Raw genomic sequence first — 16,054 nt, forward strand, 5'->3', positions numbered from 1 at the left:
GGGCAGGGTGGGTTAGTTGTTTAGGTGTTGAATGTGCTGGCGTCTTCGCGAGCAGGCTCGCTCCCACAGGTTTCTCAGTCGCACACAAAACTCGGGAGAACACCACGAATCCCCTGTAGGAGTGAGCCTGCTCGCGATGGCGGTGGGTCATTCAATAGTGATGTTGGCTGGATGGACGCTATCGCGAGCAGGCTCACTCCTACAGGGGTTTTGTGCCGAACAGAGAATTCGGGGCACACCACAAATTTACTGTGGGAGCGAGCTTGCTCGCGAAGGCGGTGTGTCAGGTTAGGTGATGTTGGATGTACTGGCGCTTTCGCGAGCAGGCTCACTCCTACAGGGGTTGGGGTTGTACTCGGAATTTGGGGTAGGGCGAAGCTCATTTTCTTTTAATAAGAAATTTTATTAGTTGCGAATGAAACGCGGTGCGCGGTGTTTAGTTGCTAAAAGCTTTAACAACTTCACTGGCTAAACCCAATCGCACTAACCCAACTAATAAAGTTGCCATTGATCGCTAAAACCCCTCTCTCGCCGTTGTGTTTTTGCCAACTGTTCTAGGCTGATTCCCCATCAGGCCGGAGGCATCACAGTGCCAACACTCAACGAGCCAAATGAGCCAAAAACACAGCGCCGCAAGGAAACGCGTCTATTCCTTTTCCTGGTCGTGTGCCTGTTTCCATTGCTTTCCATCGCCATCGTCGGTGGTTACGGTTTCATGATCTGGTTTTTCCAAATGCTTTATGGCCCGCCCGGGCCGCCTAACTGATCGTCCTCAGCACTCTGTTGGAGTCAGCACATGGAAGAAGCGCTGCATATCGCCAGCCTTGTGGTACTTGCCCGGCCGGAACTGTTTGATGCGGTTAAAGCCAACTTGCGTTTGTTGGACGGTCTGGAGTTGCATCATGAAAGTGCTGCCGGAAAACTCGTGGTGGTACTTGAAGCCACGCACGAAAACCAGATCCTGCAACGCATTGAACAGATCAATAACTTGCCCGGTGTGCTCAACGCCGCGTTGATCTATCACGAACTCCTCGAACCCGCAGGAGACTCCCAATGAGCATGTCGCGCCGCGAATTCGTCAAAGCCCAGGCCGCTGCGATTGCGGCAGCGGCCGCCGGGCTGCCGATTGTCACGTCGGCGAGCAATCTGATCACCGAAGCCGACATGGTCACGCTGGACTGGAACAAGGCGCCGTGCCGGTTCTGCGGCACGGGCTGCAGCGTGATGGTGGCGACGCGCGACAACAAAGTCGTGGCCACCCATGGCGACGTCAAGGCCGAGGTCAACCGTGGCTTGAACTGCGTGAAAGGCTATTTTCTGTCGAAAATCATGTACGGCGTCGACCGTCTGACCCAGCCGATGTTGCGCATGAAGGACGGCAAGTTCGACAAACAGGGCGAGTTTCAGGCGATCAGTTGGGACAAGGCTTTCGACATCATGGAGGAGAAATTCAAGCAGGCCCTGAAAGCCAAAGGCCCCGAGTCCGTGGGCATGTTCGGTTCCGGACAGTGGACGGTCTGGGAGGGTTACGCCGCCAACAAATTGATGAAGGCCGGTTTTCGCAGCAACAACATCGACCCCAATGCGCGCCATTGCATGGCCTCGGCGGTGATGGGTTTTATGCGCACGTTTGGCGCGGATGAACCGATGGGCTGTTACGACGACATCGAAGTCACGGACGCCTTTGTGCTCTGGGGTTCGAACATGGCCGAGATGCACCCGATTCTCTGGAGTCGCGTGACCGACCGGCGCTTGAGCCAGCCGAATGTGAAGGTCGCGGTGCTGTCGACCTTCGAGCATCGCAGTTTCGAACTGGCCGATATCCCGATGGTGTTCAAGCCGCAAACCGATCTGCTGATCCTCAATTACATCGCCAATCACATCATCGAAACCGGCGCGGTGAATCAGGATTTCATCAGCAAACACACGCGCTTCGCTAAAGGTGCCGATGACATCGGTTACGGCTTGCGCCCGGACGATCCACGGGAGAAACAGGCGAAAAATGCCGACAAGGCCAACACGTGGACGGACATGTCGTTCGAGCAATACGCCGCGTTCGTCAAACCCTACACGCTGGAGCGCACGGCGAAAGAAACCGGTGTTTCCGCTGAGCGGCTCAAGAGCCTTGCCGAGTTGTACGCCGACCCTAAACGCAAGGTCGTGTCGTTCTGGACGATGGGTTTCAACCAGCACACGCGCGGGGTTTGGGCGAACAACCTGATCTACAACATTCATTTGCTCACCGGCAAGATCAGCGAGCCGGGCAACAGTCCATTCTCGCTAACGGGCCAGCCTTCGGCCTGTGGCACCGCGCGCGAAGTCGGCACGTTTTCCCATCGTTTGCCGGCTGATCTGGTGGTGACCAATCCCAAACATCGGGCCACGGCGGAGAAGATCTGGAAGCTGCCGGCTGGCACGATTCAGGAGAAAGTCGGCTTCCACGCGGTGCAGCAGAGCCGCATGCTCAAGGACGGCGTGCTCAATGTTTACTGGACGCAGGCCAGCAATAACATGCACGCCGGGCCGAACATCATGCAGGAGGTGCTGCCCGGTTGGCGCAAGCCCGACAACTTCGTGATCGTGTCGGATGTTTACCCGACCGTGTCGGCCCAGGCTGCCGATCTGATTCTGCCCAGCGCAATGTGGGTGGAGAAGGAGGGCGCGTTTGGCAACGCGGAGCGGCGTACGCAATTCTGGCATCAGTTGGTCAGCGCGCCGGGTGATGCGAAGTCGGATCTGTGGCAGTTGATGGAGTTTTCCAAGCGCTTCACCACCGATGAAGTCTGGCCTGCCGAGTTGCTGGCGAGTGCGCCGGAGTACAAGGGCAAAAGCCTGTTCGAGGTGCTGTTCAAGAACGGTCAGGTTGATCAGTTCCCGGTCGAGCAGATTGTGGCTGGCTTCAAAAATGACGAGGCCAAGGCCTTCGGTTTTTACGTGCAGAAAGGTCTGTTCGAAGAGTACGCGCAATTCGGTCGCGGCCACGGTCATGACCTCGCGGCCTTCGATCGTTATCACGACGAACGCGGACTGCGCTGGCCGGTGGTCGATGGCAAGGAAACCCGCTGGCGCTATCGCGAAGGGCTCGATCCGTATGTCGAGGCCGGCAGCGAGGTGCAGTTTTACGGTTATCCGGACAAGAAGGCGATCATCTTCGCCTTGCCTTACGAGCCGCCGGCGGAAGCCCCGGACGCAGATTTCCCGTTCTGGTTGAGCACCGGCCGGGTGCTCGAACATTGGCACACGGGCACCATGACGCAACGGGTCGAGGAGCTTTATAAAGCGGTGCCGGATGCGCTGGTTTACATGCACCCCGAGGACGCGAAAGCCTTGAAGGCGCGGCGAGGCAGCGAGGTGAAGCTGATCAGCCGACGCGGGGAAATACGTGCGCGTATTGAAACGCGCGGACGCAATAAACCGCCGCGCGGATTGGTCTTCGTGCCGTTTTTCGACGCCAACAAGTTGATCAACAAAGTCACGCTCGACGCCACTGACCCGATCTCCAAGCAGACCGACTACAAGAAATGCGCCATCCGCATCGAGTTGATCAGCGCGGCTTGAGGAGAACCGTGATGCCTTTTCGAATCCTGCCGTGGGTATTGCTCGCCGTGATCGGCGTGACGATTGCCGCCGAAGTCGATTACCCGCTGGATGCGCCGGCCCCCGACGGCCGACGTCTGGGCGGCACCATCACCCAGAACTCGCCCGCGCCGCCGATTGCCAACGACGAGAACAAGGATCTCAAGCGCGAGCGCAATTACCCGGATCAACCACCGACAATTCCGCACAGTATTCGCGGCTATCAGATCGACAAGAACGGCAACAAATGCCTGTCGTGTCACAGCCGTGCAAACAGTGCGCGCAGTCAGGCGACCGCGATCAGCATCACGCATTACATGGATCGCGATGGCCAGGCATTGGCGGCGGTGTCACCGCGTCGCTACTTCTGCAACCAGTGCCACGTGCCGCAAAAAGAGGTGCAGCCGTTGGTGGGCAACAGCTTTGAAACCATCGACAAGATCCTGCAAGACGACGCCAATGCTGCGCAGAAACCTTGAGGAGGCGCCATGAAAGCACTGTTCGCCCTGCTTAAGGATTACTGGGGCATCCTCTGTCGGCCGAGCGTTTATTACAGCCTGGGGTTTTTGACGTTGGGCGGGTTTGTTGCCGGGATTATTTTCTGGGGCGGATTCAATACCGCGCTGGAGATGACTAATACCGAGAAGTTCTGCATTTCGTGCCACGAGATGCGCGATAACGTCTATGTCGAGTTGCAGGACACCATCCACTACACCAACCGTTCCGGTGTACGCGCCAGTTGCCCGGATTGCCACGTGCCCCATGAGTGGACACACAAGATCGCGCGCAAGATGCAGGCGTCGAAGGAAGTGTGGGGCAAGTTGTTTGGCACGATTGATACCCGCGACAAGTTCCTCACACTGCGCCGTGAACTGGCGGAGCATGAGTGGGCGAGGCTTAAGGCCAATGATTCACGCGAGTGCCGGAACTGCCATAACTTCGAGTTCATGGACTTTACCCGCCAGGGCAAACGCGCGGCGGCGATGCACTCGACAGCGCTGGCGAATGGCGAGGCGACATGCATTGATTGCCATAAGGGCATCGCGCATAAGTTGCCGGATATGAGTGGGGTGAAGGGGTGGTGATTTAGGGGATTAGTGGTGATCGGGCTGCCGCTTTCGCGAGCAGGCTCACTCCTACAGGTTTCCCTGTCGTACACAAAACCCGAGACGCACCACAAATCCCCTGTAGAAGCCGAGCTTGCTCGCGAAAGCGGTTTGTCAGCCACAGTGATGCCGGATCTGCCGCCGTCTTCGCGAGCAAGCTCAGCTCCTACAGATTTTCTGTCGTACACAAAATCTGAGTCAGAACACAAATCCCCTGTGGGAGCCGAGCCTGCTCGCGAAAGCGGTGTACCAGGCACATTGATATTGAACGTGCCGACGTCTTCACGAGCAGGCTCGCTCCCACAGGTTTCATTGGTGTACACAAAATCCGAGACGCACCACAAATCCCCTGTAGGAGCGAGCCTGCTCGCGAAAGCGGTGGGTCAGGCACATTGATGTTGAATGTGCCGCCGCCTTCGCGAGCAGGCTCGCTCCCACGGGTTTTACTTTGGATTTTCAACTGGTGGGTCTTGATCGAGACTGTAAGGTTCCCCCGTGTCGATTTCAGACCAAACCATGACGCCATCAGGCTACTGAGCCCTCCACCAAGCCAGATAAGGTGAAGTGTCTTTTCATTAAAAAACCACATCGGTTTGATAAGAACTGCGGCGGTTGGACGGGGTTTCTTGTACGGCAACAACGGTGATCCGTTGCCCCTGTCCAGTCGCTTAAATGTCGATCAGCAGAGAATAAAAAAACCAATGATTAGCCCGTCCAAGGATTCGAATGGCCAATTGGCGCAGGGCTTTAAGCCTCGTCACGTAACAATGCTGTCTATCGCCGGGATCATCGGCGCCGGTTTGTTCGTGGGCTCGGGGCATGCCATTGCGGCGGCGGGGCCGGCGGTGTTGTTGGCGTATTTGTTCTCGGGTTTGCTCGTTGTGCTGGTCATGCGCATGCTCGGTGAAATGGCGGTGGCCAATCCGGACACCGGCTCGTTTTCCACCTACGCCGATCAGGCCATCGGGCGCTGGGCGGGGTTTACCATCGGTTGGCTTTACTGGTGGTTCTGGGTGTTGGTGATTCCCATTGAAGCGCTGGCGGCCGGCCATGTGCTCCATCAATGGTTTCCGCAGATCGATGCCTGGCTGTTCGCGTTGGTGTCGATCATTGCGCTGGCCGTGACCAACCTGTTCAGCGTGTCCAAATACGGTGAATTCGAGTTCTGGTTCGCCATGGCCAAGGTCGTGGCGATCATCGGGTTTATCGGCGTCGGTTTTGCCGTGTTGATGGGTTGGGTGCCGGATCGCGAAGTCAGTGGCCTGAGCGGTTTGATGGCCACGCACGGCGGTTTTGCGCCCAACGGCCTGTCGGCGGTGGTCGGCGCTTTCATCACTATCATGTTCAGTTTTATCGGCACTGAAGCGGTGACCATCGCCGCCGCCGAATCCAACAACCCGGCGCAGAACATCGCCAAAGCCACGCGCTCGGTAATCTGGCGCATCGGCGTGTTTTATCTGCTGTCGATCTTCGTGGTGATTTCCGTGGTGCCCTGGAATGATCCGTTGCTGGCGTCGGTCGGCTCGTATCAGCGGGCGTTGGAAATCATGAACATTCCTCACGCCAAGTTCATGGTCGACGTCGTCGTGTTGATCGCCGTCGCCAGTTGCATGAATTCTTCGATCTACATTGCTTCGCGCATGTTGTTTTCGCTGGGACGCCGTGGCGATGCGCCGAAGGCGTTGAAGGTGACATCGGCCGCCGGCGTGCCACGGGCGGCTGTTTTCGCCAGCACCGTGTTGGGCGCGGCGATCACCGTGTGGAGCTATTTCATGCCTGCCGGGTTGTTTGAATTTCTGCTCGCCAGTTCTGGCGCGATTGCCTTGCTGGTGTACCTGACCATCGCCGTTTCGCAGCTGCGCATGCGGCGGATCTTGCGTCAGCGCAACGTCGAGCTGACCTTCCGCATGTAGCTGTTCCCGTGGCTGACCTGGCTGGTGATCGTGTTCATTTGCGCGGCGTTGACGGTGATGATGATCACCCCACAACACCGCACCGAAGTGAGCACGACCATTGGCCTCGCGTTGCTGATTTCCTTCCTCGGCCTGGTGACCTCGCGTGATCCTGCGCAGGCGGCCCGGGTGACGTCAGCGGGTTAACGCCGAACCACCAACGCTTCTGTAAGGACACAAATCCGATGTCATCGAACGCCGCCGCGCCTGACGGTGCGACCCAATCCGTTGGCTTTCTGCTGCTGGACAAATTCACCCTGATGTCGCTGGCGTCCGCCGTCGAACCGTTGCGCATGGCCAATCAATTGTCCGGGCGTGAGCTGTATCGCTGGCAGACGTTCAGCGTTGGCGGCGCGCCGGTCTGGGCCAGCGACGGTGTGCCGATTACGCCGGATGGGTCGTGGAGTAATCCTTGCGTGGATACGGTGATTGTCTGCGGCGGCGTCGGCATTCAGAGCGTGATCACGCGGGAGCACATCACTTGGCTGCAGGCCCTGGCGCGTCAATCGAAGCGCTTGGGCGGCGTGTGCACCGGCAGTTGGGCGCTGGCGAAAGCCGGGTTGCTCGACGGTTATGAATGCAGCGTGCATTGGGAGTTTCTCGCGGCGATGCAGGAAGCGTTTCCGCGTGTCAGGGTCAGCACCAGCCTGTTTAGCCTCGATCGCAATCGCGTCACCAGCTCCGGCGGTACCGCGCCGCTGGACATGATGCTGCACCTGATCAGTCGCGATCATGGCCGCGATTTGTCCGCTGCCATCTCTGAGATGTTTGTCTATGAGCGCATCCGCAACCAGCAGGATCATCAGCGCGTGCCGCTCAAGCACGTGCTCGGCACGCATCAGCCGAAGCTGCAAGAAATTGTGGCGCTGATGGAGGCCAATCTTGAGGAGCCGATTGAGCTGGATCACCTGGCGGCGTACGTTGATTTGTCGCGGCGACAGCTGGAGCGGTTGTTCCAGAAATACCTCAACTGTTCGCCGTCGCGTTATTACTTGAAACTGCGCCTGATTCGCGCGCGGCAACTGCTCAAGCAAACGTCGTTGTCGATCGTTGAGTTGACGCATGTTTGCGGCTTTGTTTCGACGCCGCATTTTTCCAAATGCTATCGCGAACACTTTGGCGTCCCGCCGAGCGACGAGCGCGGCGGGTCGGAGATGAGCCGAAAACCGGCGCTGAGGCCAGTGTCGACTCAGCCGCTGACGGTGCTGGAGCAGGCACGGAATGAGTCGACGTTTGCCAGTATTCGGATGGTTGACCACGCGGATTTGGCGCAGATAGGCTGATCGACATTCATCAGTGTGGGAGCGGGCTTGCTCGCGAAAGCGGTCGGTCAGCTACATTGATGTTGAATGTGCCGACGCCTTCGCGAGCAAGCTCGCTCCCACAGATTTTCTGTCGTACACAAAATCTGAGTCAGAACACAAAGCCCCTGTGGGAGCGGGCTTGCTCGCGAAGGCGGTGTATCAGTTAAACAAATGTCGACTGACACGACGCTTTCGCGAGCAAGCCCGCTCCCACAGGGGGCCGGTGTTAACTTTCGCGTTCGTCGAAGATGTCTTCAATGGGCATTTCGAATGCCCGGGCAATCTGGAATGCCAGCGGCAAACTCGGATCGTAGCGTTCGTTTTCGATCGCATTGATGGTCTGCCGCGACACGTTCAAGCGTTCTGCCAGATCAACCTGCGACCACTTGCGCTCGGCGCGCAGTTCCTTCAGACGGTTTTTCATTGGTAGCGGCGTCGCGCAATCTGCAGCCCAACAATCCACATCAGACCCATCACCGGCCACACGCATGTCCACGGAATGTGCGGCGCGCCGACGTTTTCCAGAAACCCGTAACTGAAGGTCAGCAGTGCCGAGGCGGCGAAGGCAAAACCGAGGGCTTCGAACTGGATACGCAGATGCATTTCATCCATGCGGCGCATGTTGCGCACGATCGCCCAGCACATCAGGCCTGCCGGAATGACCGGGGTCAGGGCCACCACGGATCGCAGAAAAATGTTGGCGTCCAGCAGGGATTGGCTGGCGATCAGGGAAAGGCTCAACACCAGCACGTAGAGAACTGATGCGGCGCCCATTTCGAGGTAGTAGCGGTTCATTCTTCACTTCCTATGTAAAAGACCCTTTACATCCTCACCGAAGAATTTGCCGATGTAAAGCACGCTTTCCATCAGCTCAAATAAAACGGGGCGGCATGATCATTAATCAGGCCGCCCCGCAGGTGTTTCAGTCAGTCAGATCAGTGCATTTTGCTGTGATCGTGACCTTCCATGTTGGTCAGCGAGCGAACCGGCGCTTTGACCTCGAGGGTTTCTTTCTCGCCCTTGGCGTTCTCGACGGTCAGGGTCAGCGGCACGGTTTCGCCTTCTTTCAGCTGCGCGCTCAGGCCCATCAGCATCACGTGGTAGCCGTTCGGATCAAGCTTTACGGCTTTGCCAGCCGGCAGTTCGACGAACTTCACCGGGCCCATGCTCATGACGTCATTCTTCATGGTCATTTCGTGGATCTGCACGTCTTTGGCGATCGGTGTGGCGACGCTGAGCAGCTTGCTGTCGCTGTCGGCCGTGACGGTCATGAATGCGCCGCTGGCGGTCTGGGTCGGCACGGTGGCGCGAACCCAGGCGTCGTCGACTTTGGTCTGCGCGGAGGCCTGAAACGCCAGGCCCATCAGCGACAGGGCAATCGCAGCACGTTTGATGTTGTTCAGAACAGGGTGCATCAGCAAACCTCCATAACGGTAAGCAAGTCTTCCGTGCATTCTTCTGCCGAAAGCGAGGTGGACAGGCCCAGGCGCAGGCCGCCACGGGAGTCGTAGACGTAACTGGTCGACGTGTGCGAGATGGTGTAGGTGTCGCCGGCCGGGACTTTCTCGTAGAACACGTCGAATTCCTTGGCGGTGGCCTTGGTTTCTTCAACGGTGCCGTACAACGCGACGAAGCTCGGGTCGAAGGCTTTCATGTAGGCGTCGAGGATTTCTGGCGTGTCACGTTCGGGGTCGAGGGTGATGAAGATCACCTGCAAGCGATCGCCGTCCTTGCCCATCAGTTTCTTGATTTTCGCCGCGCGGGCGAGGGTGGTGGGGCAGACCGCCGGGCATTGAGTGAAGCCGAAGAAGATCATCGGCATCATGCCGCGAAAGCTCGACAGCGACATGGTTTCGCCGTCGGTGTTCTTCAGCTTGAAAGTGCGTCCCAGGATCTTGTCGCTCAGATCTTTGCCGTACTTGTACGACAGTTCGCCGCGGGTGTCGCAGCCGGCGAGCAGGCCGAGCCCGAGTACGCCCATTCCCGCAAGCACCTTGCGGCGAGTCAACAAAGCCGTCATCTAATACCGCCTTTTGCAGCCCGCCCGTCGACAGGACGGGCGGTGGTTAACCGTAAAAGCGGCGCATGATACCAAACTGACGGCAACGACCGGCTCCGGATCGCCGTACGGCGTAGGATCTGGCGACAAAAGGTGTAAGAAAAAGTGACCGGTAGCGCGTGAGCGTCAGAGAGGGCGGCCCGTCGGACGCCTGTTTGTCTTGCCACCCGTTGTCATCAAATGAAAAGCCATTGTCGCCTGATGCGAAGCGATTGCCTGGCGCGCGACCTAGAGTCAGGTCAACGCCAATCGAGCGATACGCCCAACCTTGCAGGGAGAATAAGAAAAATGGCCAAAGCAGTGCGCTTCTACGAATCCGGTGATCCCGACGTGCTTCGCTTTGAAGATGTCGACGTTGGCGATCCCGGCCCAGGCCAGGTGCGTCTTCGCCATGTTGCGGTGGGCCTCAACTACGCCGACACCTACTTTCGCAACGGCACTTACCCGATCCCGCTGCCTAACGGCATGGGCGTTGAAGCCTCCGGTGTGGTGCAGGCCATCGGCGAGGGCGTGAGCAATGTGCGGGTGGGCGATCGTGTCACCTACACCGGGTTTCTCAACACCTTGGGCGCCTACAGCACTGAGCGTCTGATATCCGCCGCACCGCTGATCAAACTGCCGGAAACCATCAGTTTCGAAACGGCTGCCGCGATGACCATGCGCGGGCTGACCTCGGCTTACCTGATGCGGCGTATCCACAATTTCAAAGCGGGCGACAGTATCTTGCTCCACGCTGCTGCCGGTGGCGTCGGTCTGATCGTTTCGCAGTGGGCCAAGTTGCTCGGGCTCACGGTCATCGGCACCGTCTCCACCGAGGCCAAAGGCGAAATCGCCCGTGCCCATGGCTGCGACCATGTGATCAATTACAGCCACCAGGACGTCGCGCAACAGGTTCGTGAATTGACCGACGGCGTTGGCGTCAACGTGGTGTTCGACAGTGTTGGCAAGAACACCTTCATGGGCTCGCTGGACTCGCTCAAACGTCGCGGTCTGATGGTCTGCGTCGGTACGGCTTCCGGGCCGATTCCGCCGGTCGATCCGATGTTGCTGGCAATGAAGGGCTCGCTGTTTATGACCCGCCCGGCCTTGGCTGACTACATCGCCGACCCCGAGGAAAAAGCCGCGTTGGCTGGCGAGCTGTTCGACCTGGTCGGCAGTGGCCGGATCAAGATCGAAATCAATCAGCACTACGCGTTGCAGGACGCCGTTCAGGCCCACCGTGACCTGGAATCGCGCAAGACCACCGGCTCATCGATTTTCGTCATCTGAAGGAGTCGTCAGCCATGAGAGTCGAACAACTGACGTGCAGCATTGGCGCCGAGCTTGAGGGCGTCAGCCTTGCCGACGCGGTACATGACGACGGTCTTTTTGCCGAAATTCGCGCGCAATTGCTCAAGCACCGCGTGTTGTTCCTGCGTAATCAGGACATCAGCCGTGCCGATCACGTGGCCTTTGCCCGGCGCTTCGGTGAGCTTGAAGATCACCCGATGGTTGGCAGTGATCCGGATCATCCCGGGCTGGTGCGGATCTACAAGAGCCCGGAGCATCCGCCGGAACGCTACGAAAACTCGTGGCACACCGACGCCACCTGGCGTGAGGCGCCGCCGATGGGTTGTGTCTTGCGCTGTGTAGAATGTCCGCCGGTGGGCGGCGACACCATGTGGGCCAATATGGTCGAGGCGTATGCGCGCTTGCCGGAAGACGTGAAGATCAAGATTGCCGATCTGCGTGCCCGGCACAGCATCGAAGCCAGCTTCGGTGCCGCGCTGCCGATCGAAAGACGCCTGGCGCTTAGGGCGACGTACCCCGATGCCGAGCATCCGGTGGTGCGCACGCATCCGGACACGCTGGAAAAAGTGCTGTTCGTCAACGCCTTCACCACACACTTCAGCAATTACCACACCCCCGCTCGGGTGCGATTCGGCCAGGACGCCAACCCCGGCGCAAGTGAGTTGCTGCGCTACCTGATCAGCCAGGCGTACATCCCGGAATACCAAGTGCGCTGGCGCTGGAAACCCAACAGCATTGCGATCTGGGATAACCGCAGCACCCAGCATTACGCCGTGATGGATTACCCGTTGTGCCATCGCAAGATGGAGCGTGCCGGGATCGTCGGCGACAAGACTTACTGATCGACCCTTACTGCATTCGCACTCGAAAACGCCAGCCCGGTGCGAACCCGGCTGCGCGGACAATCATAAAAAAGGAGTACCCCATGCAATTTCTCGACGATTCCCTGCACCCGGAAAACATGGAAAAAGTGGTGATCACCGTGGCCCCGTATGGCCCCGAGTGGATGCCGGAAGATTTCCCCGAAGACATCCCGCTGACCATGGATGAACAGGTGCAGAAAGCGGTCGATTGCTACGAGGCGGGCGCCACTGTCTTGCACCTGCATGTGCGTGAACTCGACGGCAAGGGTTCCAAGCGTCTGTCGAAATTCAATGAGCTGATTGCCGGTGTGCGCGAAGCGGTGCCGGACATGATTATCCAGGTCGGCGGTTCGATTTCCTTCGCCCCGGAGAGCGATGGTGAAGCCGCCAAGTGGCTGTCCGATGACACCCGGCACATGCTCGCGGAACTGACACCGAAACCGGATCAGGTCACGGTGGCGATCAACACCACCCAGATGAACATCATGGAGTTGCTGTACCCGGAATACCTTGCAGGCACCTCGCTGGACAACCCGGCCATTCATGCCGCATACAGCGAAATGACCGTGCCGGCCGGCCCGGCCTGGGTCGCCGAACATTTGCGCCGGTTGATGGCCGCAGGCGTCCAGCCACACTTTCAACTGACCGGCATGCATGCCCTGGAAACCCTGATGCGTCTGGTGCGCAGCGGTGTGTACATGGGCCCGCTGAACCTCACCTGGATCGGCATCGGCGGTGGTTTCGACGGGCCGAACCCGTTCAACTTCTTCAACTTCATCCATCGCGTGCCGGACGCGTGCACCCTGACGTCCGAGTCGTTGCTCAAGAACGTGCTGCCGTTCAACACCATGGCGTTGGCGATGGGCTTGCATCCGCGGGTCGGCAATGAAGACACGATCATTGATCACAAAGGTGATCGCTTCGGGTCGGTGCAGCAGATTCAGCAGACCGTGCGCATTGCCCATGAACTGGGGCGCGAGATTGCTACCGGCAAGGAAGCCCGCGAGATTTATCGCATTGGCGTGGCGTATCAGAGCATCGAAGAAACCTTGTTGGCCAACGGCATGGCGCCCAACCGCAAGGCCGGGCAAAAAGGTCTGCCGCAACGCGGCTGACTGAACCGGGCGAGGGGCCGCTGGCCTCTCGTTCGTTGCGTTACCCCAACAGCTCGATAACAACAAATACAACAAAGTTTCGAGGAGGCTGCATGGCCTATCACCCCAGCGCCAGCGATGACGACGATAACGACGTCGGTGTTGCGCGCACATATGCCTGGATCGTTTTTGCCCTGACGTTCGGCTTGTTGATTTCCGATTACATGTCGCGTCAGGTGCTCAACGCGGTGTTTCCGATGCTCAAGGTCGAGTGGGCCTTGAGCGACAGTCAACTGGGCTTGCTCAGTGGCATCGTCGCGTTGATGGTCGGGCTGCTGACCTTTCCGCTGTCGCTGCTGGCCGACCGTTTTGGTCGGGTGAGAAGTCTGGCCTTTATGGCTTTTCTCTGGAGCGTGGCCACACTGGGTTGCGCGGTGGCGCAGGACTATCCGCAGATGTTCATTGCGCGGTTTATGGTCGGTGTCGGCGAGGCGGCTTACGGCAGCGTCGGCATCGCCGTGGTGATTTCGGTGTTTCCCAAATACATGCGCGCCACCCTGGCCAGCGCGTTTATGGCCGGTGGTATGTTCGGCTCGGTGCTGGGCATGGCGTTGGGCGGGGTGATCGCTGCGAAGATGGGGTGGCGCTGGTCGTTCGCTGGCATGGCGCTGTTCGGTCTGGTGCTGGCGCTGCTGTATCCGCTGATCGTCAAGCAAGCGCGGATTGCGCCGCAGTGCGCAACCCGTGCGGCGAGTAAAGCCGCGGCGGCGATCAAGCGTCCACTGCGCACCTTGTATTCCAGTCGTTCGGTGGTGGCGACGTACATCGGCAGCGGTTTGCAGTTGTTCGTCTGCGGCACGGTGATCGTCTGGATGCCCAGTTACCTCAATCGTTATTACGCTATGGGCACTGACAAGGCCGGTGCTGTGGCGGCGGTCATTGTGTTGTGCAGCGGCGCGGGAATGATTGTCTGCGGGATGATCAGTGATCGGCTGTGCCGTCATGCGCCTGAGCGCAAAGTCGCATTGGCCATCGCTTATTGCCTGGGCAGTTGCTTGCTGCTTTCGGCGGCCTTCGCCTTGCCGGCTGGGCCCGCGCAATTGCTGCTGATCGGCCTGGGCATGTTGATCGCCACGGGCACCACCGGACCTGCCGGGGCGATGGTTGCCAACCTGACGCATTACTCGGTGCACGGCACAGCTTTCGCCACACTGACCCTGGCCAATAACCTGCTGGGGCTGGCGCCCGGGCCCTTCATCACCGGCAAATTGTCCGATCTGATCGGCCTGCACGCGGCCTTCCAATTCGTGCCGCTGGTGAGTATCGCGGCCGCCGCAGTGTTCTTCTACGCGCGCAGTCATTACCTCAAAGACATTGCCCGGCTGGCGGGCGAACGCGTCAGCGACCCGGTCAATGAAATCGCCTGCGAGGTGAAAGTATGAGTCGTCTTCCTGCGTTGCGCGTTGCTGTACCAGACAACAAATGCCCGCCGAGAGGAGGGCGGTCACTGTTTGAGTTCGCCGATAAAAGCCTGGCGCTGTTCAACGTTGACGGTGAGTTGCTGGCCATCGACGACAGCTGTCCCCATCAGGGTGCATCGCTGTGTGGCGGTCGGCTGGAGGGCCAGGTCATTCAGTGTTGCGCGCATGGTTTGCGCTTCGATCTGCGCAGCGGCTATTTGCTCAATTCGAAGCAGGTCAAAGTCACACGCTACCCGGTTGAAGTCATTGATGGTCAGGCGTTTATCGTCCTCGCTTGCGAGGAGTCTATGGCATGAGCACCGTTGCGCTTACCCGTATTCATAGCCAGACACGCGAGTTGGCACCGGGGTTTATCGTCAGCCTTATCGTCGCCGCGGCCGCTTCGTTTTTGTCCGAGCATTACGGTGCACCGGTGATGCTGTTCGCGTTGCTGCTGGGCATGGCGCTGAATTTTCTGGCCGGTGATGGCGTGTGCAAGGCCGGCATCGAATTCACTGCGCGCACGGTGTTGCGCATTGGCGTGGCGTTGCTGGGTATGCGCATCACCCTTGAGCAAATTGCCGCGCTGGGCTGGAAGCCTGTGGCACTGGTGGTGTTTTTGGTGGTGGTGACCATTGGCGTGTCAGTGGTGGCCGCGAAGGCGTTGGGCTTTCAACGCTTGTTCGGCATGCTCACCGGCGGCGCCACGGCAATTTGTGGCGCTTCGGCGGCGTTGGCGCTGGCGGCGGCGCTGCCCCATCACCCGCAGAAAGAGCGGGCCACGCTGTTTACCGTCATCGGCGTTTCGGCGTTGTCGACCACGGCGATGATTGTCTACCCGATGATTGCCAAGTGGCTGGAACTCTCGCCGCAAGTGGCGGGCGTGTTTTTGGGCGCGACCATTCATGACGTCGCGCAGGTAGTGGGTGCCGGTTACAGCTTGTCGACGGAAACCGGTGACACCGCCACGGTGGTGAAATTGATGCGCGTGGCCATGCTGTTGCCGGTGATTGTCTGCGCGGCGATGGTCACGCGTTTGCAGGGGGCTGATACGTCAGGGAAACGCCCGCCATTGCTGCCTTGGTTTGCCGTCGGTTTTCTGCTGCTGGCCTGTATCAACAGCACCGGTTGGGTAGCGCCGGCAGTGCAAGGCGCGGTCAATGAGCTGTCGCGCTGGAGCCTGGTGATTTCCATCAGCGCACTGGGCATGAAGACACAGCTCAAGGAGCTGGCCGCCGTTGGCATCAAACCGATTTTGCTGATGGTCGGGGAGACGGTGTTTCTCGCGGTGCTGGTGCTTCTGGTGTTGCACTGGGGTTTCTAAGGTAAGGCAGGCCGCACCGTGCTGAC

General features: G+C 59.0%; 16 protein-coding genes and 1 pseudogene. 13 read left to right on the plus strand and 4 right to left on the minus strand.

Annotated features, from left to right (window positions below; all coding sequences use genetic code 11):
* Positions 1-589: 589 nt before the first annotated feature.
* The 7 genes and pseudogenes from napE to GVL50_RS17505 all read left to right on the plus strand — a co-directional run bounded on the left by napE (position 590) and on the right by GVL50_RS17505 (position 7,917).
* Positions 590-766 carry a periplasmic nitrate reductase, NapE protein gene (napE, locus tag GVL50_RS17475; protein WP_159814494.1) on the plus strand — a complete coding sequence of 59 codons (177 nt, stop codon included), beginning with the start codon at positions 590-592 and terminating at the stop codon, positions 764-766.
* A gap of 30 nt (positions 767-796) precedes the next feature.
* Positions 797-1,057 carry a chaperone NapD gene (locus GVL50_RS17480; protein ID WP_159814496.1) on the plus strand — a complete coding sequence of 87 codons (261 nt, stop codon included), beginning with the start codon at positions 797-799 and terminating at the stop codon, positions 1,055-1,057.
* Positions 1,054-3,558, plus strand: a complete 2,505-nt coding sequence (gene napA, locus GVL50_RS17485; RefSeq protein WP_159814499.1) for a nitrate reductase catalytic subunit NapA — start codon at positions 1,054-1,056, stop codon at positions 3,556-3,558. Before GVL50_RS17480 ends, napA begins: the two co-directional genes overlap by 4 nt.
* An 11-nt stretch (positions 3,559-3,569) precedes the next feature.
* A complete protein-coding gene (locus GVL50_RS17490) occupies positions 3,570-4,055 on the plus strand; it encodes a nitrate reductase cytochrome c-type subunit (RefSeq protein WP_159814501.1) in 486 nt (161 codons plus the stop codon).
* Positions 4,056-4,064: 9 nt separating this feature from the next.
* Positions 4,065-4,661: a cytochrome c3 family protein gene (locus GVL50_RS17495; protein WP_159814502.1), complete on the plus strand. Its 597-nt coding sequence runs from the start codon at positions 4,065-4,067 to the stop codon at positions 4,659-4,661.
* 722 nt (positions 4,662-5,383) lie between these two features.
* A pseudogene (gabP, locus tag GVL50_RS17500) lies at positions 5,384-6,781 on the plus strand (GABA permease).
* Positions 6,782-6,819: 38 nt separating this feature from the next.
* Positions 6,820-7,917, plus strand: coding sequence for a GlxA family transcriptional regulator (locus GVL50_RS17505; protein WP_159814504.1), 1,098 nt, complete (start codon positions 6,820-6,822; stop codon positions 7,915-7,917).
* A 247-nt stretch (positions 7,918-8,164) separates the two neighbouring features.
* Here the strand turns inward: GVL50_RS17505 and GVL50_RS17510 are convergent, their stop codons facing one another.
* The 4 genes from GVL50_RS17510 to GVL50_RS17525 form a co-directional block, all read right to left on the minus strand.
* Positions 8,165-8,362 (minus strand): helix-turn-helix transcriptional regulator, encoded by a 198-nt coding sequence (locus GVL50_RS17510; protein ID WP_159814506.1) that lies wholly within the window; start codon positions 8,360-8,362, stop codon positions 8,165-8,167.
* The gene (locus GVL50_RS17515) at positions 8,359-8,733 is read right to left on the minus strand and encodes a hypothetical protein (protein WP_053119465.1); all 375 of its coding nucleotides are present in this window, start codon (positions 8,731-8,733) and stop codon (positions 8,359-8,361) included. The genes GVL50_RS17510 and GVL50_RS17515 overlap by 4 nt, the downstream gene beginning before the upstream one ends.
* A 140-nt stretch (positions 8,734-8,873) precedes the next feature.
* Complete coding sequence (locus tag GVL50_RS17520) at positions 8,874-9,353, minus strand: copper chaperone PCu(A)C (RefSeq protein WP_159814508.1); 480 nt, start codon at positions 9,351-9,353, stop codon at positions 8,874-8,876.
* Positions 9,353-9,958: an SCO family protein gene (locus tag GVL50_RS17525; RefSeq protein WP_053119469.1), complete on the minus strand. Its 606-nt coding sequence runs from the start codon at positions 9,956-9,958 to the stop codon at positions 9,353-9,355. Before GVL50_RS17525 ends, GVL50_RS17520 begins: the two co-directional genes overlap by 1 nt.
* Positions 9,959-10,285: 327 nt before the next feature.
* Here GVL50_RS17525 and GVL50_RS17530 point away from each other — a divergent pair, with 327 nt between their 5' ends.
* The 6 genes from GVL50_RS17530 to GVL50_RS17555 all read left to right on the plus strand — a co-directional run bounded on the left by GVL50_RS17530 (position 10,286) and on the right by GVL50_RS17555 (position 16,028).
* Complete coding sequence (locus GVL50_RS17530; protein WP_159814510.1) at positions 10,286-11,266, plus strand: quinone oxidoreductase; 981 nt, start codon at positions 10,286-10,288, stop codon at positions 11,264-11,266.
* 14 nt (positions 11,267-11,280) lie between these two features.
* Positions 11,281-12,129 carry a TauD/TfdA family dioxygenase gene (locus GVL50_RS17535; protein ID WP_053119473.1) on the plus strand — a complete coding sequence of 283 codons (849 nt, stop codon included), beginning with the start codon at positions 11,281-11,283 and terminating at the stop codon, positions 12,127-12,129.
* 83 nt (positions 12,130-12,212) lie between these two features.
* Complete coding sequence (locus GVL50_RS17540; protein ID WP_053119475.1) at positions 12,213-13,265, plus strand: 3-keto-5-aminohexanoate cleavage protein; 1,053 nt, start codon at positions 12,213-12,215, stop codon at positions 13,263-13,265.
* A gap of 92 nt (positions 13,266-13,357) precedes the next feature.
* Positions 13,358-14,686 (plus strand): MFS transporter, encoded by a 1,329-nt coding sequence (locus tag GVL50_RS17545; protein ID WP_159814512.1) that lies wholly within the window; start codon positions 13,358-13,360, stop codon positions 14,684-14,686.
* Positions 14,683-15,021 carry a Rieske 2Fe-2S domain-containing protein gene (locus tag GVL50_RS17550; RefSeq protein WP_159814514.1) on the plus strand — a complete coding sequence of 113 codons (339 nt, stop codon included), beginning with the start codon at positions 14,683-14,685 and terminating at the stop codon, positions 15,019-15,021. Before GVL50_RS17545 ends, GVL50_RS17550 begins: the two co-directional genes overlap by 4 nt.
* On the plus strand, positions 15,018-16,028 hold the full coding sequence (locus tag GVL50_RS17555) for a YeiH family protein (protein ID WP_159814516.1): 1,011 nt from the start codon (positions 15,018-15,020) through the stop codon (positions 16,026-16,028). Before GVL50_RS17550 ends, GVL50_RS17555 begins: the two co-directional genes overlap by 4 nt.
* Positions 16,029-16,054: the final 26 nt, after the last annotated feature.

Source organism: Pseudomonas sp. 18058, assembly GCF_902706155.1.
Taxonomy (GTDB): domain Bacteria; phylum Pseudomonadota; class Gammaproteobacteria; order Pseudomonadales; family Pseudomonadaceae; genus Aquipseudomonas; species Aquipseudomonas rustica.